The organism is Dyadobacter psychrotolerans (assembly GCF_004349265.1).
Classification (GTDB): Bacteria; Bacteroidota; Bacteroidia; order Cytophagales; family Spirosomataceae; genus Dyadobacter; species Dyadobacter psychrotolerans.
On sequence record NZ_SMFL01000002.1, the window covers coordinates 196,142 to 216,108 of the forward strand.

9 protein-coding genes are annotated in these 19,967 nt (G+C 44.6%); 8 read left to right on the forward strand and 1 reads right to left on the reverse strand.

What is annotated here, in order from left to right; genetic code table 11:
* Positions 1-19: 19 nt before the first annotated feature.
* The 6 genes from E0F88_RS04720 (at position 20) to E0F88_RS04745 (ending at position 10,412) form a co-directional block, all read left to right on the forward strand.
* Complete coding sequence (locus E0F88_RS04720) at positions 20-1,330, forward strand: MFS transporter (RefSeq protein WP_131956970.1); 1,311 nt, start codon at positions 20-22, stop codon at positions 1,328-1,330.
* A gap of 58 nt (positions 1,331-1,388) precedes the next feature.
* Positions 1,389-5,042, forward strand: a complete 3,654-nt coding sequence (locus tag E0F88_RS04725) for a nitrate reductase (protein ID WP_131956971.1) — start codon at positions 1,389-1,391, stop codon at positions 5,040-5,042.
* Positions 5,043-5,093: 51 nt separating this feature from the next.
* Complete coding sequence (locus E0F88_RS04730; protein WP_131956972.1) at positions 5,094-6,557, forward strand: rubredoxin; 1,464 nt, start codon at positions 5,094-5,096, stop codon at positions 6,555-6,557.
* 4 nt (positions 6,558-6,561) lie between these two features.
* Positions 6,562-7,038 carry a nitrate reductase associated protein gene (locus tag E0F88_RS04735; protein WP_131956973.1) on the forward strand — a complete coding sequence of 159 codons (477 nt, stop codon included), beginning with the start codon at positions 6,562-6,564 and terminating at the stop codon, positions 7,036-7,038.
* 201 nt (positions 7,039-7,239) lie between these two features.
* Positions 7,240-9,381 carry a TrbJ/VirB5 family protein gene (locus E0F88_RS04740; RefSeq protein ID WP_131956974.1) on the forward strand — a complete coding sequence of 714 codons (2,142 nt, stop codon included), beginning with the start codon at positions 7,240-7,242 and terminating at the stop codon, positions 9,379-9,381.
* A gap of 8 nt (positions 9,382-9,389) precedes the next feature.
* Positions 9,390-10,412, forward strand: coding sequence for a pectinesterase family protein (locus E0F88_RS04745; protein WP_131956975.1), 1,023 nt, complete (start codon positions 9,390-9,392; stop codon positions 10,410-10,412).
* A 39-nt stretch (positions 10,413-10,451) separates the two neighbouring features.
* Here E0F88_RS04745 and E0F88_RS04750 read toward each other — a convergent pair whose 3' ends face one another.
* A complete protein-coding gene (locus E0F88_RS04750; RefSeq protein WP_131956976.1) occupies positions 10,452-14,570 on the reverse strand; it encodes a hybrid sensor histidine kinase/response regulator transcription factor in 4,119 nt (1,372 codons plus the stop codon).
* A 197-nt stretch (positions 14,571-14,767) separates the two neighbouring features.
* On the opposite strand from E0F88_RS04750, the gene E0F88_RS04755 reads away from it, so the two are divergent.
* Entirely contained in the window at positions 14,768-18,127 is a 3,360-nt protein-coding gene (locus tag E0F88_RS04755; RefSeq protein ID WP_131956977.1) for a SusC/RagA family TonB-linked outer membrane protein, read from the forward strand.
* Positions 18,128-18,147: 20 nt separating this feature from the next.
* Positions 18,148-19,947 carry a RagB/SusD family nutrient uptake outer membrane protein gene (locus tag E0F88_RS04760; RefSeq protein ID WP_131956978.1) on the forward strand — a complete coding sequence of 600 codons (1,800 nt, stop codon included), beginning with the start codon at positions 18,148-18,150 and terminating at the stop codon, positions 19,945-19,947.
* Positions 19,948-19,967 lie beyond the last annotated feature (20 nt).

Genomic DNA, 19,967 nt, shown 5'->3' on the forward strand with positions numbered 1-19,967 from the left:
TTTTTTCTATTCATAAACTATGGAAACGACCGGTAAACCGCTTGAAAAGTTAAATATTTTTAGTTTTAAAGGTGTACAGATGCGCACCTTCCATCTCACCTGGATGGCATTTTTTCTTTGTTTTTTCGGCTGGTTTGGTCTTGCTCCGTTGATGACCATTGTCAAAACGGACCTTGGACTAACCAAATCACAGATTGGAAATATTATCATCGCTTCGGTTGCAGCTACGGTTGTTGCCCGGATCGTAATAGGTAAACTATGCGACAGCTGGGGACCAAGAAAAACCTATTCTGCGCTTATGGCTGTATGTTCAGTGCCGGTAATGACTGTTGGCCTGGTCCATAGTTATGAAGGTTTTTTGCTTTTCCGGCTGGCTATTGGCGTAATCGGAGCGTCATTTGTGATCACGCAGTATCACACATCGGTAATGTTTGATAAAAAAATTGTAGGTACCGCCAATGCGGTCGCCGGTGGATGGGGAAACCTGGGTGGCGGAATTACGAACATGGTCATGCCGCTGATCTTTGCAGGTTTTATTGCCGCGGGTTATCTGCCGGAATCTGCATGGCGGCTTGCGATGATCGTACCAGGGGTTATGTTGTTACTTTTTTCGTTTTTGTACTATCGTTTTACAAAGGATACTCCGGCTGGTAATTTTGACGACCTGGCTATGACAAACAAGACTGCCGTACAAACCAAAGGTTCGCTTGGCATCGCTGCGAAAGATCCACGCACCTGGGCATTATTTCTGGCTTACGGAGCGTGTTTTGGAATTGAGATAACCTTCGACAACATTGCTGCGCTTTACTTTTTTGAAAACTTTGATACGTCACTGGCAGTCGCTGGCATTCTTGCCGGTACTTTCGGTTTTATGAATTTATTTGCCAGAGCGGTCGGTGGTATTGTTGCAGACAAAGTAGGACGCAAATTTGGTATGATTGGTAAGGGTAAACTTCTGGCGCTGCTGCTTGCACTTGAAGGAATCGGGATCGCTGTTTTTGCGCAAAGCAGTACCATTGTGGTGGCAGTCATTACCATGCTCGCTTTTGCTATGTTTCTGAAAATGGCTAACGGCGTAACTTATGCTATTGTGCCTTTTGTAAATCAAAAAGCGATTGGTTCAGTTAGCGGGATCGTTGGTGCCGGGGGTAACGTCGGGGCGGTACTGGCCGGGTTCCTCTTTAAATCCAGCTCGATATCTTATTCGCAGGCTTTTGTTTATATCGGAGTAGCCATTGCCTGTGTTGCGGCAATTGTTGCTTTGGTCAATTTTGATAAAACACGACAGCACATCGGCGAGGCAAATGTTTTGGAGGCAGCTGAAATCTGAAAACCTGTTGCCGAAGCGTTTGTGTAAAACTGATAATCACTGCTGTAACTAATTACCTATGGAAACATCATACGACACCATTAAATCAACCTGCTGTTACTGCGGGGTGGGTTGTGGCGTGCTGGTTCATCAGGAAAGTAATGGGCAGCTGAGTCTGGAAGGTGACAAAGAACATCCGTCCAGCAAGGGGCTGCTTTGTTCCAAAGGAATGAATCTGCATTACACGGTGATGGATCAGTCAGACAGGCTTCTTTATCCGCAAATGCGGCTGAACCGCTCGATGCCCATGCAGCGTGTGAGCTGGGATGATGCGCTCGAGCGCACAGCTGCTGTTTTTAAAGCACTGATTAAAAAATTCGGACCTGATTCTGTTGCTTTTTATGTTTCCGGACAGTGTCTGACTGAGGAGTATTATCTTGTCAACAAACTGATCAAAGGTTTTATCGGGTCCAATAATATCGATACCAATTCCAGGCTTTGCATGAGCTCTGCGGTGGTGGCATATAAAATGGCGTTGGGAGAAGATAGTGTTCCTGTATGTTACGATGATATTGAAGAGGCCGATGTCTTTTTTGTGACCGGGGCAAACGCAGCCTGGTGCCATCCGGTCCTGTGGCAGCGAATTCAGGCTCATAAGGCTGCCAATCCCGATGTGAAAATTATTTGTGTTGATCCCCGCCGGACAGATACAGCCCGGTCATCAGATCTTCACCTGGCAATCGATCCCGGAACAGACATTGTGCTCAACAACGCCATTGGCCGGCTTTTGATTGAACACAGTTACATAAATGAAGAATTTATAATGAACCATACCGACGGCTTTGAAAGTTTTCGGGAAAAGGTTTTTGAAAGAAGTATTCGTGAAGCTGCTGAGATTTGCGGGGTTAGCCAGGATGATATTTTAACCGCAGCACACTGGATCGGCGCGTCAAAAGGTTATTTGTCACTTTGGACGATGGGACTAAACCAATCGGTCGTAGGTGTTAATAAAAATCTGTCGCTGATCAATCTGCATTTGATCACCGGCCGGATTGGCAAACCCGGCAACGGGCCATTTTCTCTTACCGGTCAGCCGAATGCGATGGGCGGGCGTGAAACGGGTGGACTGGCTAACATCCTTCCGGCACATCGCGAGGTGACCAATCCGGCTCATCGCGAGCAGATGGAACAATTCTGGGACAGCCCGGTTAAGATTGCACATAAGCCAGGTTTTACGGCAACCGAAATGTTTGATGCCCTCGCAGATGACAGATTAAAAGCCATCTGGATTATAAACACGAATCCGCTTGTGAGTATGCCTGATGTGAATACGGCGGAAAAAGCATTGAAAAATGCGCGTTTTGTTGTCGTTCAGGATGTTTCTGATAAAGCGGACACAGTCGCGTTTGCAGATGTGGTGCTGCCTGCGGCTGCCTGGCTTGAAAAAGAAGGTACGATGACCAACGCTGAAAGGCGCATCACCTATTTGCCAAAGGCACAGAAAGCACCCGGCGAGGCGTTACCGGATGCAGAGATTATCTGGCGGTTTGCTGAAAAAATGGGTTTTGGTAAATCATTTAATTACAACAGTACATCCGAAGTTTACGACGAATATGTAAAAACAACCAAATCAACCAGCATTGATATTACGGGTGTGAGCTACGACCTGCTAAAAGAAAAAAGAAGTATCCAATGGCCGTTTCCTGGTAGGAAGCGTGTGGCAGATGGTATAGGGGGAAGGGCAATGGGCGATGAGAACAGGGCAGAGAGAATAGAACATTCTCACAATGGTCTGAAAGACCTTCATCTCTCAGCCCGGGGCACCCCCCCGGTAAACCCGGACAATGCCGGGAATCACGGAACCAAACGGTTATTCACCGACCATCAATTCTACACACCAAACAAAAGAGCACAAATTTTTGCGGTAAATGATCAGAACGGTTCGGAGCCGACCGATCCGGATTTTCCATTGGTTTTAACAACCGGCCGGGTTCGTGATCAATGGCATACGATGACTAAAACCGGACGTGTGGCCAAATTAAACCAGCACACACCGCAGCCATTTTTGCAGATTAATCCAAAGGACGCAAAAGTTCGCCTTATTTCGGAAGGACAGCTTGTGGTTGTTCGTACCAGACATGGGGAAGTTCGGGTAAAGGCGCAGATCTCAGAAGATGTCAAGCCGGGTTTGTGCTTTCTGCCCATGCATTGGGGCAAGATTCTGGGGAGCAGCATGGGAAGAGCAAACAATCTGACCAGTGCATTGGTCGATCCAAAATCGAAAGAGCCTGATTTTAAATTCTCCGCTGTACAGGTGTCTGTTTATCAAAAACCTTTTGAAAAGATAATTGTGATAGGAGCAGGTTCGGCCGGTCTTGGTTTTATCAATAGCTATCGGGCGCTTAATCAGCAGGATGAAATTCATGTTTTCTCAAAAGAAATTTATCCCTTTTACAACCGCGTTCTTCTTCCTGATTACATCAGCGGATCGCAATCGTGGGAAAAGCTTGTAAAACTGCGCGAAGATCAGTTTTCGGAAAACAACATCATCGTTCATAAAGGTACCGGCATTGTGCATATAGATCGTAAAAACAAAACGGTTATCGACAGCAATGGACAGGAACATACCTATGACAAGTTGATTCTCGGGATGGGAAGCCGGGCGTTTATGCCAAAAGGTGTGCCGGAACTTGCGGGGATTTTCAACATGCGAAGCCGGCTGGATGCAGATTCCGTTTTGCCGTTTTTAAAGCAACCAAAGTCACATGCTGTCATTGTCGGAGGGGGTATTCTTGGTCTGGAACTGGCTGCTTCGTTTCGGGAAATCAAAGTAAAAGTTACTGTGATCCAAAGAAGCGGACGGCTTATGGAGCGCCAGCTCGACCCGCTTGCGAGTGAATTATTGTATCAGGATCTGACCGAGCGAGGTGTCGAGATATTCTTTAACGACGAAGTGTCTACTTTTTCCGGGTTGGCAACAGTAGATGGTGTCCGACTAAAATCCGGTCGCAGGCTTGATTGCCAGCTAGTGGTGATGGCCATCGGGACCGTCCCTTCCCTCGAATTGGCTACACAAGCTGGTGTGGATTGTAAAAGAGGCGTTGTGGTGAATGACTATCTGCAGACATCCGATCCGGATATTTTCACTGCCGGCGAGATAGCCGAATGGCGTGGTCAGATGTGGGGGATAACACTGGCAGCCGAACAGCAGTCAGAAGCGGCGGCGCGGTTTATCGCGGGAGATATTTCCCAGCCATACCGCGGAAGTACTTCAATGAATATTCTGAAAATGGAAGGCCTCCATTTGTGCAGCATCGGAATGACTGAGGTTCCGGGCAATGATATTAGTTACGAAGAGATTGTTTTTATTGATAAGTCAAAAAGGTATTATAAAAAATGTATCGTGCACCGCGACAAGCTGGTAGGCTGTATTCTGATCGGAGATAAAAATGAATTTGCCGAATTCCGTGATCTGATCGCCAATGGTATCGAACTCTCCGAGAAGCGCCTTCAACTGCTTAGAGCCAGTCAGAAAGCTGAGGCTTTGGTAGGAAAACTGGTCTGTTCGTGCAACAACGTCGGCAAAGGGAATCTGGAAACTGCTATTAAAAATGGCTGTACGGATTTCAAACAGCTTTGTCAGAAGACAGGTGCCGGAACAGGCTGCGGTTCATGCCGTCCCGAAGTGAGATCAATTCTCGAAAAGATGCAGCAGGAACTACTTGTAGTTTAATGTTAAACTTTATAAACACGGATTTTTAGATTTGGTATACCGATAAAGACCATGCGCGACTACTATAACATCAAGATAAATTTACCCGGAGGTATCGCATCGCCCGGGAGGCTGCGGGATATCCTCACTGCCTGTCTGGATGCAAAGGTTAGAAATGTACGATTTGGTTCGCGCCAACAGCTGCTGCTGACTGTTCATTACGAACAGATGCGATTTTTGGAAAAGGATCTCAAAGAGCTTGGTGTTTTCTATCAAATTAACAGTGACCGATATCCGAACATCATCAGCTCTTATTGCGGGGAGGAAGTTTTCCGAACCGGTCAGTGGCTTGGTGCAAGTGAGTATCATACCGTTCTTGACAGCTTTGATTTTTCTCCTGAACTGAAAGTGAATATCTCGGATTCCAATCAGAGTTTTACACCTTTTTTTACAGGAAACTTAAATTTTATATCTTCTCCTGAACCCCATTTTTGGTATTTGTATATCAGGCCAAAACAAACAAATGTGCTGTATCAATGGAGAGAACTGATTTATACCAATGCAATCGGGCAGGTTTCTAAAAATCTGGAAGAATATCTTCTTTCAGGGCCCGCATTTAATGAAGATGATTTATATCACAGAATTAAAAATACGGCTGGTTATTTAGGAATGCAGGCAAATGACGAGGTTGATCTGCCTTACTTTTCTCTTCCTTATTATGAAGGTTTTAACCGCTACGAATCCAGAACCTGGCTTGGCCTTTACAGGCGCGACGAGTTGTTTTCTGTCGAATTTCTTCTTGATGTTTGTAGCCTATGTTTAAAAAACCGGATCGGTGAGATTTGCACAACTCCCTGGAAATCGCTGATCATTAAAGGTATAGAAGATGCTTACAGATCCGCGTGGAGCAGTATTCTTGGCAAACACAATATCAATGTTCGGCATGCTGCCAATGAGCTTGCCTGGCAAACCGAGGAAAATTCAGATGACGGGAGTAATCTGAAAAAAGAACTGGTAAGCTATTTTGATAAAAACGACACGCGCACTTTCGGGCTGTGTTTTGGCATTCAAACCAGGCCAAAATCCGAGGTTTTTGGTTCGGTTCTAATTAAAAAACGAGCGGTGCTAAGTATTTTTCAGCTTTCTGTTCTAAGCGTATATGATATTTATTACGCAGAGAACTTTAATCCCAACAGCCGAAATCATATTTTGTTTGAAAAAGGATTATTCAGGTTCCAGCTCGCTGGCCAGGTCGAACGCCTGTGCCGCAGATTTAGCCGTAAGCGAATCAAAGAAACCTCCGAAATGTTGCCCGTGACAAATATTGAACCGCAAATTATCTTAACTGATTTAACCGTCGTTCACCAATGTCCTAATTGTTTCACTGTTTACGATGCTGCATACGGGGATCAGATGGCTAATATTGCACCGGGAACTTCTTTTGGAGGCTTACCCGAAACATATAGCTGCCCGGTTTGTGAAACGCCTAAAAGTCAGTTGCTGGAGATTAGTTTAGTTGAAAATCAAGCTTATTAGTTATATGAAAACCGTTCAGGTGAGTCCTTTTTTCTTTGCGTTTGAAAGTGATTTTGTGGATACGCTTAAATGTGTTCCAATGATTGTCCGTTATAAATTGGATAGCTGCGGCGTGAAACTCAAACTGCACGAGTGGGCAAAATTTAGTGTAGAGCAAAAACAAAAGCTGGCTTATCTGGCTTGCTACAAAGAAAGTGAAATCAAAGATTATGGAAGGTTTGTCAAACAGCTTGTTTTTGATCAGTTCAGATACAACGCCAGTCTTTTAGCCGAAGTGAATGACAGTTGGAATTTTTTGAATCAGGTTCCGCAGGAAGTTCAGCAAAAGGCATTTGAATGGAATTGTTCGCCGCTTACATTGAAACAATGGATCAGCCTGAACACACTTCAGAGATTTGCGTTAGTTAAACTGAGCCGGTCGGGTCATGAAGGGAAGAATTTCTCTGTTGCGCTTGCTGAGTTTAAAATTTCAGGAAAGTGATTGCTTCGTTTTGTTATAAATCAATTTAAAATTTGTTCAGTTTTATAGGTATACATACTCCGTTTTGTTCTTACCATTGATTTTCGACAGGTAACCATTTCTGCTTTGATAAAATTTAACGCAGTCGTGCAGTTAATTTACCAAGACTAAAATGAACGATCCGGAGAAAGTGTTTGGAATTTTAACAGAGCATATAAATTGATGAACAAGTTTCCTAAACTGGTTTTAAACGCCGTTTTACTTCTATCAGCAAGTATTTCTTTTGCACAAAAAATTGACCGCAAGTCGCTGGTCAGCAGGCATAATGTTGTTGTAAACACAATGGATACGCTGTCATCACTGACAGTTGGTAACGGAAAATTCGCCTTCACCGTCGATGCAACCGGACTACAATCTTTTCCGGAATATTATACAAAAGGAGTTCCGCTGGGCACGCAGTCTGAATGGGGTTGGCACACCTTCCCAAATCCGGATGGGCTAAAATTTTCAGAGACTCTCAGACCGTATGATTTCAACGATAAAAAGGCCGGACTTTATTCAGTTCAATTCAAGGAACCTGAACGCAACAAAAAAGCAGTTGAATATTTTCGCGAAAATCCTGCCCGGTTACAACTGGGTAACATTGGTTTGGAAATTATTAAAAAAGACGGAAGTATTGCCAAACCGCAGGATATAGTAAATATTAAACAGGTTTTGAATCTTTGGACGGGTGAGATCACAAGCAATTTTAAGGTAGAAGGTCAGCCGGTAAGTGTAATTACGATAGGCGACGCCGTTCAGGATCTTATTGCGGTAAACATCAGTTCCCCGCTGTTGAAAGAGAAGCGGATTAAAATCAGATTCAGATTTCCGTATCCTACCAATGCATTTGCGGACATGGGCACAAATTATAAAAATGCTTCTTCTCACCAAACTGATCTGAGTCAGCCAACCGCAAATTCTGCGCTTTTTAGCCGCAAGCTGGACGATGATAAATATTTTGTTAAGGCGCAGTTCAATGGCAAAGCTGTTGTTTCCAAAGTGGAGGCTCATTACTTTACCCTGCTGCCCGCTGTATCAGAGAATTTTCAAATGTCAGTTTCTTTCGCTTCCAATCTTTCAGGGGGAATGCAAATGGGTTTTCCTGCGGTTAAAAAAAGCAGCGAAGATGGCTGGAAAAAGTTTTGGTTGTCGGGAGCGGCTGTTGATTTTTCGGGAAGTACCGACAAGCGCGCAAATGAACTTGAAAGAAGAGTTATCCTATCACAGTACCTGACACGTGTTCAATGTGCTGGCAATTTTCCACCCCAGGAAACCGGGCTGACCTACAACAGCTGGTACGGAAAACCGCACATGGAAATGTATTGGTGGCACGGGGCGCACTACGCGCTTTGGAACCGTACCGATCTGCTCGAAAAAAGTATGCAGTGGTATTTTGATGCTTATGACGGTGCTGCGGATATTGCCAGGCGGCAGGGATTCAAGGGAGTCAGATGGCAAAAAATGACGGATCATCCGGGTGTTGAATCTCCTTCATCAGTTGGTTCTTTTCTGATCTGGCAGCAGCCGCATGCGATTTATCTTGCTGAGTTGATTTACAGAAATAATCCTTCCAAAGCTGTTTTACAAAAATACCAAAAGCTCATATTCGGAAGCGCAGAGTTTATGGCCTCCTTTGCTTACTACGATCCGGCAACGAAGTTTTATAACTTAGGAAAAGGCATCATTCCTGCGCAGGAATGTTATAATCCGGTCGAAACCTTTAACTCTCCATACGAGCTTGCTTATTGGAAATGGGCTTTGCAGGTCGCGCAGCAATGGCGTTCCCGATTGGGTATGCAGCCGGATAAAAACTGGCAGGATGTGATTGATAAAATTGCTCCGCTTTCTCAAAAAGATGGGTTGTACAGTGCAGCACAGAGTGTTGAGGATTCTTATTCACCTGAAAGTAAGTTTACCATTGATCACCCGGCTGTACTTGCAGCGCTGAGTACTTTACCTGCCAATGGTTATGTCGATAAAGCCATTATGCAAAAAACGTATGATAAAATAGAAAAAGTGTGGCACTGGGAGAGAACATGGGGCTGGGATTTTCCGCTGATCGCCATGACGGCTACACGCCTTGGCCAACCGGAAGATGCGGTAGATGCACTTTTCAAAAACATCACAACCAACACTTACCTGCCGAATGGACACAACTATCAGGATAAACGACTGACAATTTATCTGCCCGGAAATGGAGGAATTCTGGCAGCGGTAGCATTGATGTGCGCAGGTTCAGATGATATTAAAACACAAAACCCGGGTTTTCCTAAAAACGGGAAATGGAATGTGAAATGGGAAGGATTAAAAAAACAACCTTGAATATAAACATGAAAGAATTTCGGATGCTCGTGCTTCTGGTGAGCTGTTTTATTGCAGTAAAGGCCACGGCACAAAGTAAAGTTTTACCAACAAAATTAACCGTTGCCCAGGATGGCAGCGGCGATTATAAAACCATTCAGGAAGCGGTTAATTCTGTTCGGGATTTGGGTCAGAAGCGCGTTACAATTTTTATCAAAAAAGGGATTTACAAAGAGAAATTGATCATCCCAACCTGGAAAACGGCAATTTCGCTGATCGGGGAGGATCCTGCCAACACCATTATTCGTCACAGCGATTTTTCGGGTAAAGATGTAGAAGGCGGCCATGACAGTTTTGGTAACAGCAAATTTTCAACCTATACATCTTTTACGGTTCTGGTACAGGGCAATGATTTTATTGCTGAAAACCTGACCATTGAAAACACTGCCGGCAGGGTAGGGCAGGCCGTTGCGCTTCATGTGGAAGCAGATCGTGCAGCTTTCAAAAATTGCCGTTTCCTGGGAAATCAGGATACACTTTATCTGGCGACAGAGGGCAGCCGGCAGTACTATGAAAATTGCTACGTGGAGGGCACGGTCGATTTTATTTTTGGTGAAGCAACAGTTGTTTTTCAAAACTGTACCGTTAAAAGCCTGACGGATTCCTACATTACCGCAGCGGCTACCAGAAAAGGGCATGAATTTGGTTTTGTGTTTTTTAATTGCAAATTAATCGCGGAGGCTTCGGCCACAAAGGTTTATCTGGGCAGACCCTGGCGGCCATATGCAAAAACTGTTTTTGTCAACAGCGAACTGGGAGCCCATATTTTGCCTCAGGGCTGGGATCCCTGGGTTGGGGATTCGATGTTTCCCGATAAGGATAAAACCGCACTTTATGCGGAATATAAAAATTCCGGCCCGGGGGCAGATGTTTCAAAAAGAATTCGCTGGTCAAAACAGCTTAAAGATCAGGAAGTGAAAAAATATACGGTCAAAAACATCCTGGGAGGACCTGATGGCTGGGTACCTTTGCAGGTAATATCCGGACAATAGGTTTTTGGACGGCTGAAATTTGACCTAATTGTTTAAATTTCAGCCTTCCGGGCTCACGCCCTGATCCTTTGCTGCATATTCACTCGGTGTTTTACCAAATTGTTTTTTGAACTCTTTGCTGAAATATTTTCGGTCGTCATAACCTACAGCATAAGCTACTTCATAGACCGTCATTTTGTTTTGTTCGAGAAGCTGAGCAGCCTTTTTTAGCCGGATCGATTTTAGAAAGTCGTTGACCGACATATCTGTGATCGCTTTCAGCTTTTTGTATAACACCGACTGGCTCATATTCACCTTTTCAGCAAGCATCACCACACCAAATTCAGGATTGTCCATCAGCTCCTCTGTGATCTGCACGATCCTGTTTAAAAATTGTTCATCGACGGTATCAATTGGCAGGTTTCTTGGCTGTAAAGTAACCTGACGGCTGTATTTTTCCCGCATAAGCCGCCGCGAGGCAAGCAGGTTTCTTAGTTTTACTTCCAACACCTGAATACTAAATGGCTTGGAGATATAGGCATCCGCGCCGGTTTTTAACCCGCTAAGCTGATGATTCAGAGAGGCTTTTGCCGTGAGCAGAATGACAGGAATATGACTTGTTCTCTGATCAGTCTTGAGTTTGGTGCAAAGTGTCAAACCATCCATCTCAGCCATCATAACATCACTGACGATCAAATCCGGAATGAGTTCAGCTGCGTAGTCCCATCCTGTTTTTCCATTTTCAGCTTCAATGATTTGATACTGGCTGCTTAAAGAATCAACGACAAATTCGCGGACTTCGGAATTGTCCTCCACAAGCAGGATCGTTGGTTTTTGCTCATCCACCGGAAAAACGGAAACTTCTTTATGCATCTGCTCAAAAAGCGGTTCGAGATACACTGACCCTGCAGCTTCCGAGCGGAGTTGTGAAGCGTCGAAATGTTTGCTTCCTTTTTGTAAGATAATGGTAAAACAGGTTCTTCCTGCCTTATTGTTTTGCTGCTGCCGGCTTTCGACTGTAAGTTTTCCTTTATGAAGCTCAACAATGCTTTTCGATAAAGCCAGACCTATGCCGTAACCCGTGTTTTGTTTTCCATAATCATAAACCTGAAAGAAATTTTCAAACAGTTTACTTAAATACTGGGGCGCTATACCCTTGCCGTTATCAACAATTCTGATTTCAACGGACTGCGGTTTGTCCTCTGTGATCATCGTAACGCTGCCGCCATCCTGGGTAAACTTGTAAGCATTGCTAAGCAGATTAAAAATCACCTTTTCAAGTTGTTCCTGATCAAAATACAGCTCTATTACATCTGCATTACTTTCAAAGACCGAAGTGATGCTGCGGTACTGGGATGGCAGACTGAAAGCGGAAAAAACTTCCCTCAGGAACGGGACCAAGTCGTTTCTGGTGATTTGCAGTTGAAGATGATTGGTTTCTGCTTTTCGAAAATCCATTAATTCACTCACCAGTCTAAGCAGTCTTTCTGCATTTTTTCTGACCTGCGTAAGCTGTGATTGCAGTAGTGTATTTTCTGTTTCTGTGGCAATCAGACGTTCTACCGGGCCTTGAATCAGGGTAAGGTGCGTTCTGATTTCATGTGAAACGTTGGTGAAAAAATCCAGCTTAACCTGCTGGAGTTCATGTTCTCTTTTGAAGAGCGCAGTCAGATAAAAGTAGCGGACAACGAACCACAGAATACCCGTAAAGGTGATGGCATACAGACAGTAAGCCCACCAGGTTTTCCAAAACGGTGGTAGAACTTCAATGATTAATCTTGCAGGTACTTTGCTCCACAAACCATCGTTGTTAGCACCTTTCACCAAAAAAGTATACTTTCCTGCCGGAAGATTGGTGTAGGTCGCCGAGGACGTATTGACATAATTCCAGTCCTTTTCAAACCCTTCCAGCTTGTATGCATAGCTGTTTTTTCCTGGTTTGATGTAATTGAGAAGGGCGAAATCCAGTGTGAAAATGTTCTGACTATGCGAAAGTTTTATTTCATCAGTCATGCCGATGTCTTTTGCAAGCAGCTCATCTTCTGCTCCGATGCCAACGGGTTTGTTGAAGAGTTTCAGGGAAGTAAAGACGACAGGCGCAGCAAATTCATTGATCTCAATATTGTCAGGAAAAAAATGCACCATCCCGTTTACTCCGCCAAAAAACATTTCACCGGAGTTACTTCTGTAAGCCGCGTTCATCCGAAATTCGTTACCGGAAAGGCCGTCTGTGGTATTATAATTCTTGAAATTTTGGTTTTTTACATCAAACCGGCATAAACCGTTGTCGGTACTAACCCACAAATTTCCCTGACCATCGCTGAGTATGCCCAGTACATTGTCATTTGGCAGTCCGTCTTTTTGGGTGTAGGTTTTAAAGCTTTTCTTATTCGGATCAAAGCCGGTCAGTCCGCCGTTGTAGGACCCAACCCAGATAACGCCGCTGGTATCTTCACTGATGCAATTAATGATGACCGGGAACGGATGGTTCAATGGATATTTTGATCTTATCCAGCTTATTTTTTTTAAACCCTTTTCAATCAGGTTAAGGCCTTCACCGGTACCAACCCAGATATTGCCCTTGGAATCCTCGAAGAGTGTTCTGACAAAATTGCCGCTAAGCTGAAAGGGCGGCCTGGTTTGGACGCTGTAATGATCGAAGGTTCCGGTTGTCCGGTTTAAAATATTGATTCCTTTCTGATCAGTTCCTACCCAGAGTCTTCCCTGTTTGTCTTCCAAAATGGCGTTGACGTTATCCGAGCTTATCGAACGCGGATCGGTGGGGTCGTGATGAAACGCTTTGTAAATCCCGGTTTGCGGATCATAACTGTTAAGTCCTCCAAGGTGCATGCCGATCCACAGCTTTCCATCCCTGCTTTTTACCAGAGACTTTATTAGATTTGAACTTAGCCCGGAAGATGAATTTTCAGTGCTTCTTAATTTTGACACCGTGCCGGTTGCCTCATTCAAAAAGTTTATCCCACCGCCCTCCGTACCAACCCATAAGTTGTTTTTTTCGTCAGCGGTAATTGCACTGACCACATTATGACTCAGGCTGTATTTTGAAGTTCCGTTTTGGATAACGTTAAAGGGTGTGGAATGAGAATAAACGATATTCACGCCGTCGAAGTAAGTTCCCAGCCAAACCGATTGGCTTGCATCCTGAAAAATAGAATAAAGCGAATTCTGGCTCAGACTGCTTCTTTTTTCGGGATTGTGCTGGTAACTTTGAAATGTCCTGTTGACCGGGTCGAAAATACTCAAACCTTCCAGTGTGCCTATCCAGATTTTTCCGGATTTATCCGTCATCAGCCTTCTGATGTTATTGTGAATCAGACTCGACGCCTGGTTGGTATGCCCGAACCGGATAAAACTTTTAGAGCTGTTTTGGTACAAATTTAATCCACCCAGCTTTGTGCCAATCCAGATGTTTTTTTGTAAATCCTCCGTTACAGAAGTTACAAAATTGTCACTCAGGCTGTTTGACTTTTTTTTGTTATTGACAAAGGATTCAAAAAGAACACGATCATTCTGGAAAGTCATCTTTGATAAACCGCTGGTTGTACCTACCCATAAGTTTCCGTTTGAATCCTCGAAAACTGCACGTACATCATTTCCTGGCAAACTGGGTTGGGAACCCGAATGAAAATAGGATTTAAATAAATTTTGTTTTCTGTCGGTGAGCAGGTTGAGTCCGTTAGAGGTTCCTACCCATAAGCGCCCACTTCGGTCTTCGTAGATACAGTTAACCGTTTGGTTACTAAGTGTCTTTTTAGAAATATCTCCCGCCAGGATCTGTGTAAAAGAATCCGTTTCCGGATTGTATTTATTCAGCCCGCCGCTGGTACCAAACCACAAAGTTTTCTTTGAGTCGGACAGTGATGAGAGAATGTAGTCGTTGGATATACTGGTGGAATCCGCCGGGTTATGTTTATAAATTTTAAAACCGCGTGTGTCATATTTATTCAGTCCGTAACCTGTACCAAACCACATGAAACCTCTGTAATCCTGTGCGATGGTCAGTACCGAATTTTGGGACAAACCATCTTCTGAATCCAGGTGATTAAAAACCATATTTTGACCAGCCGCAATCCCGAAAGAAAAAAAGGCAGCTAAGAGCACGATCACAAACCGCCCGGGATTCTTCAAAAAGAAAGATAAAATCGGCTTTTGGTTCATGATGGTTTAGCAGCTCTCAGCTGATTATTGTAAAAAAACGAAAAAGTGCTTTTTATGCGAAAATAACAATATTTTGACCGAATTGTCCCCCTAATCAAACAGAATTTTCTCCCCAGGATTCAGGGGTTTGTCATCAATTTTGTTGGCCGATTTTACAGTAAGGCAAAACATTATAACCGTACAAACCTTTTAACCTTATGGAGTATTCTACCAGTTCCCTTAAAAACAAAGTCTGGCTGTTGCCTCCCCGCGGATCTTTCCGTAACCGGATGGCAGCATGGACAAAAGCCAGCCTTGGGGCCATGTTAGTTATTGTTATTTTCACTAGTATTTTAAATCCTGCTACTGCCGGCGCACGAATGCTGCGAACCGTAGCCGACATTACGGGTAAAGTTACCGACGAGAAAGGCGAGAGCCTACCCGGAGTAAGTGTCGTTCTAAAAGGCACTCAACAGGGAACAGTTACAGATGTTGACGGAAAATTTAAACTTTCTGTTGCAGATGTGACTGACAAAATTCTGGTTTTTAGCTTTGTTGGATACGATCCAAAAGAAGTAGAAATCGGATCGCAGACAAATTTTTCTGTCAATCTAACCGCTTCCACAAGCACACTTAACGAACTGGTTGTGGTGGGTTATGGTGAGCAGAAAAAGGTGAACCTGACAGGATCTGTTGCCACGATCGATTCAAAAAGTATTGAAAGCCGGCCGGTAACCAACCTTTCTTCTTCTCTGGCGGGTTTGGGTCAGGGCGTTTACGTGCGTCAGGGCTCAGGAAAACCGGGAGATGATGGGGCTACGATCCGTATCAGAGGTACAGGTACTTTGAACGATAATAGCCCGCTTGTTTTAATTGACGGAATTATCGGGGTAATGGATGCGGTAAACCCTAACGACGTAGAAAATATTTCAATCCTGAAAGATGCCGCTTCATCGGCAATTTACGGATCACAGGCGGCCAACGGTGTTATTTTAATCACAACCAAAAAAGGATCCAAAAACAGAACGACTGTTTCTTACAGCGGTTTATTCTCGACAGCCAGTCCCAGCGCTTTGCCGGAATTCGTTTCTGATTATCCGCTTCACATGCGTTTGTTTAACGAAGGCGCCGCGAACATAGGCCGTGCTACACCTATTTATTCGGCACAAACCATTCAGACCTGGGAAGATGCAAAGGCAAATCCAAACGGTTTAAATGCAAACGGGGCACCCAACTGGCTGGCCTACCCAAATACCAACTGGGGCGATGTTATTTTTGAAAATAATATGGTTCAAAATCACAACCTGTCAGTCAACGGCGGAAGCGATAAAGCACTTTTCAATATTTCACTGGGCTATCTGGACAATCCCGGTGTGATGCAGAACACGGGTCTTAAAAGATATCAGCTTCGTGCAAATGTGCAGGCTACGTTAGCCAAATTTATCACGATTGGTACCCAAACTTTTGCTCAAACACAGTCAAAGGATCTGGGAAATACCGGTAACGCATTTAACTTCCTCCGCCAGACCGTGCCGGGTGTTTATCCGTATTATGACGGAAGATACGGACAGCCTTCGGCGACAGATGAGATCCAGACAGCGAACAACATCCTGACCTACCTGAACTCAACCGGTGGAGACGATAGAGAATCCAGATTTAACACGACGCTTTTTGCCAATTTTGATATTTTGAAAGGATTGAAATTTGAGACCAAACTGAATTATCAGATGCGGTTTGCAGAATATAACTCACATGCAATTCCCTTGCTGAGATGGAATTTTGCCAATAATATCGCGGATGATATCAGCCAGACCAACGATCCGACAACGATGAGTACAAGTTATTCCTTTAACAAAAATTATCAGGTAACCTTTGATAACGTGCTGCGTTACAACACGATATTGGGAAAGGATCATGACATTGGTGCGCTGGCAGGTTACAACCAGTATTATTACAATTATTATGACCTTGGTGCTTCCAAGATGGGTCTGATCGACTGGACGATTACCACGCTTGGTTCGGCAACAGACCTGAGCAGCATTTCAGGCCAGGAATATGACCGTTCGATGCGCTCCTGGTTTGGACGTGTGAATTATGCCTTTCGTTCTAAATATCTTTTCGAAGCCAATGTTCGTTACGATGGATCTTCACGGTTTTCACCTCAAACCCGCTGGGGTACTTTCCCATCGTTTTCAGCAGGATGGAGAATTTCTGAAGAACGCTTTTTCAGAGATCTGGGAACGCCTTTAACGAATTTGAAACTGCGTGCATCCTGGGGTAAGCTTGGTAACAACGCCTCGGGAGATTATGATTACCAGGCAACTTATGGCAAAGTAGGGTATTCTTTCAACGGAGCGGTTTCATCCGGTCTTGTTCAGGGAAAAATTGCCAACCCGCTTTTGAAATGGGAAACAACTACGGTTACAAACGTCGGCGTTGACGCAAACGCATTCAATAACCGCGCTAATATCGAACTCGAATGGTATCAGAAATATACTGACGGCATTCTGACAACTCCTCCAATTCCAATTACAGCTGGAACTGTTTCTGCACCTACGCAAAACACAGCCGCAGTACGCAACCGCGGGCTTGAACTTTCGCTGGGATGGAGAGATAAAATCGGAGAATTTAACTACTCGGTAAGTGGAAATTTTGCCTACAACATCAACAAAGTAATGACCTATAAAGGGAAATTACGTGAGCAGTGGGTTGAAAACGCCAACGGTACCCGCACCTACACAAGCAACCTGGGCGAAGTGTCAACCGGCGGCGATAACCAGATTCTGGAAGGTTATGCTATCAATGAATTCTACCTGCGTGAACGCTACAAAGGAGACGGAAGTTTTGCCGCAGGCGGAGATGTAAATATCAACAGCGGTCCGAAAGATGGTATGATCCGTACACCGGAAGATCTGGCATGGGTAAATGCAATGAAAGCAGCCGGTTATTCTTTTTCTCCTGTAAACGGGGTGGGTAAATCGCAGCTTTACTACGGTGATTTTATCTTTGCAGATTTAAACGGAGACGGAATTTATGGTAACTCCTATGACAGGAAATTTACCGGTACTACTTCCACCCCCCGCTACATTTTTGGTCTGACGCTTAACGGTTCCTGGAAAGGATTTGACCTGTCGATGCTTTGGGCGGGATCAACCGGAATGCAGTATTACTACAATGCAGAAGGCTATAACAACTCGATCGTACGTGACGGAAACGGCGTTTCTGTTCGTGTTGCCGATGATCATTATTATTACAATGACGTCAATCCATCTGATCCTGGCAATAATATCTCCGGGACTTTTCCGAGGCTGAAATACAATGGCGATGCGATTAACAACACCTCAAATACCTTCTGGCTTTATGACGCTTCTTATGTGAAACTGAAAAATCTTCAGCTGGGCTATTCAATACCTGATGTTTGGGTTAAAAAGGCAAAAATGAGCCGAGCAAGAATATTCCTGTCGGGGGAAAACCTGTTGATTTTAACCAAATATCCTGGTCTGGATCCGGAGATCGGTTCTGGTGTCGGCTATCCGACTATGAAGCAATACTCACTGGGTGTTAACGTGACATTTTAAGCTGCAAAAAACTGTAAATCATGAAATTGAATATAACATTATCAAAAGTAAAATCAGGCCTGGGCAAATTACGATTTCCGGTTCTTGCCCTGGCACTGCTCACAAGCTGCGATCCGGATTTGCTGGATACAGAACCCTACGGATCGGTGGCGTCGGGTAACATGTGGACGACCGACAACCTGACCAACCTCGGAATGACCGGGGTGTACCATGGATTGCGCCTGGGAATAAACACGGGCGATGCTTCCAACCGGGAGCTGTATCATTACGACAGGCTGGGCATGAGTGGTCAGCCGCGTGGCGCTGATGCATTTCTGACCGGAACGGTAACAGTCAGTAACGGGACGGCAAGCAGCGTTTGGTCGGAGCTTTACGAGGGAATTCACAGGGCAAATGATGCCATCAAAAATATTGCTTTGAAATCGCCTTCATCTGCTGAAAAAAAGGCACGTTACACCGCGGAAGCCAAGTTTCTGAGAGCCTATTATTACTTTCGTCTGAATCAGCTTTTCAAAGGCGTGCCGGTTTATCTTGAACCGGTTAGTCTGGATGAACTTACCAAAGGCAGAGAAACAGAAGAAAAAGTGTGGGAACAGGTTATCGCCGATCTTACCGATGCGATCAATGAGCCGGCTCTTCCTTTAAAGTATGCAAAAGGTAATACCAATTTTGGCCATGTTACCAAGGGTGCTGCTTATGCTTTGCGCGGAAAAGCATACATGTATACCAAACAATGGCAGCTGGCTGTAACTGATTTTCAAAACGTGAAAACGGCGGGTTACAAGCTGTTCACCGATGCAGGAGCAGATAGCTACCGGTTATTGTTTAAGCTGGCCAATGAGCAGAGCGACGAAATGATCTTTTCGATCCAGCATATGGACCAAAGCGGTTATGGGTCAACAACGCAGTTTTTCTGCGGTAACCGCTCATCGGCAGGTTCCTGCTGGAACATCTTCCTGATCTCTCCGGATGTAGTTGAATTGTATGAAAATAAAGACGGTAGCAAGTTTAACTGGGATAAAATCATTCCTGGATACAGCGCGATGCCTGTTAACAAAAGAGAAGTCTATTTTTTAAGAAACAACCTGACTGCAGCTGAAATTACCGCGATGACCGCGAAAGGACTGGACATGTCCCTGTATCTGCCAACGGGTAATGAACAGCGTGTTCTTCAAGCTTACGAAAACCGCGATTTACGTCTGAAGGCCAATGTAATCACACCTTATTCTGATTACAACGGTATTACGCCAACAATTTCACGCTGGCCATATAGGACTACCAGCAATACTGTCATTCCGGATCTTCGCACCGATACAGGTAATTTGTTTTACTATCTGCACAGAAAGTTTGTCTATGAAGGTGCTGCCGGTGTTGAAATTGTCAACCGTGCTTACGGACCTATTGATTTCCCGCTTATCCGTTATGCAGACGTACTGCTGATGTGGGCCGAGGCGCTCAATGAACTTGGATCGACCACAGAGGCAACCGCGCTGGTCAATGAAGTGAGAGCACGGGCAGGTATCGCCTTGCTTAATTCGTCTGCTGCCACAACCGTTACCGGACAGGCAGATCTTCGCCAGCGCATCCGTAACGAACGTCGTGTGGAGTTCGTCAACGAGGGAATTGATTACTTCGATGAGCTGCGCTGGCAATCATTAAAAGAATCTGTTTTTTACACAGGAAATGGTGTGAAACAAATCTGGGGCACCGTTGTGACACCTTACATCTGGCAGGGAGATTACCTCTACAAATGGCCTGTTCCGCAGGTCGAGATTGAAAGAAACAGCAATCTTTTACAAAACCCGGGCTGGCAGAATTAATGAATCAGAAGGCATAAAAT

Bases quoted from the DNA above. Each gene is read 5' to 3' on its own strand.
- E0F88_RS04720 (WP_131956970.1), top strand. From the start codon at position 20: ATGGAAACGACCGGTAAACCGCTTGAAAAGTTAAATATTTTTAGTTTT.
- E0F88_RS04725 (WP_131956971.1), top strand. From the start codon at position 1,389: ATGGAAACATCATACGACACCATTAAATCAACCTGCTGTTACTGCGGG.
- E0F88_RS04730 (WP_131956972.1), top strand. From the start codon at position 5,094: ATGCGCGACTACTATAACATCAAGATAAATTTACCCGGAGGTATCGCA.
- E0F88_RS04735 (WP_131956973.1), top strand. From the start codon at position 6,562: ATGAAAACCGTTCAGGTGAGTCCTTTTTTCTTTGCGTTTGAAAGTGAT.
- E0F88_RS04740 (WP_131956974.1), top strand. From the start codon at position 7,240: ATGAACAAGTTTCCTAAACTGGTTTTAAACGCCGTTTTACTTCTATCA.
- E0F88_RS04745 (WP_131956975.1), top strand. From the start codon at position 9,390: ATGAAAGAATTTCGGATGCTCGTGCTTCTGGTGAGCTGTTTTATTGCA.
- E0F88_RS04750 (WP_131956976.1), bottom strand. From the start codon at position 14,570: ATGAACCAAAAGCCGATTTTATCTTTCTTTTTGAAGAATCCCGGGCGG.
- E0F88_RS04755 (WP_131956977.1), top strand. From the start codon at position 14,768: ATGGAGTATTCTACCAGTTCCCTTAAAAACAAAGTCTGGCTGTTGCCT.
- E0F88_RS04760 (WP_131956978.1), top strand. From the start codon at position 18,148: ATGAAATTGAATATAACATTATCAAAAGTAAAATCAGGCCTGGGCAAA.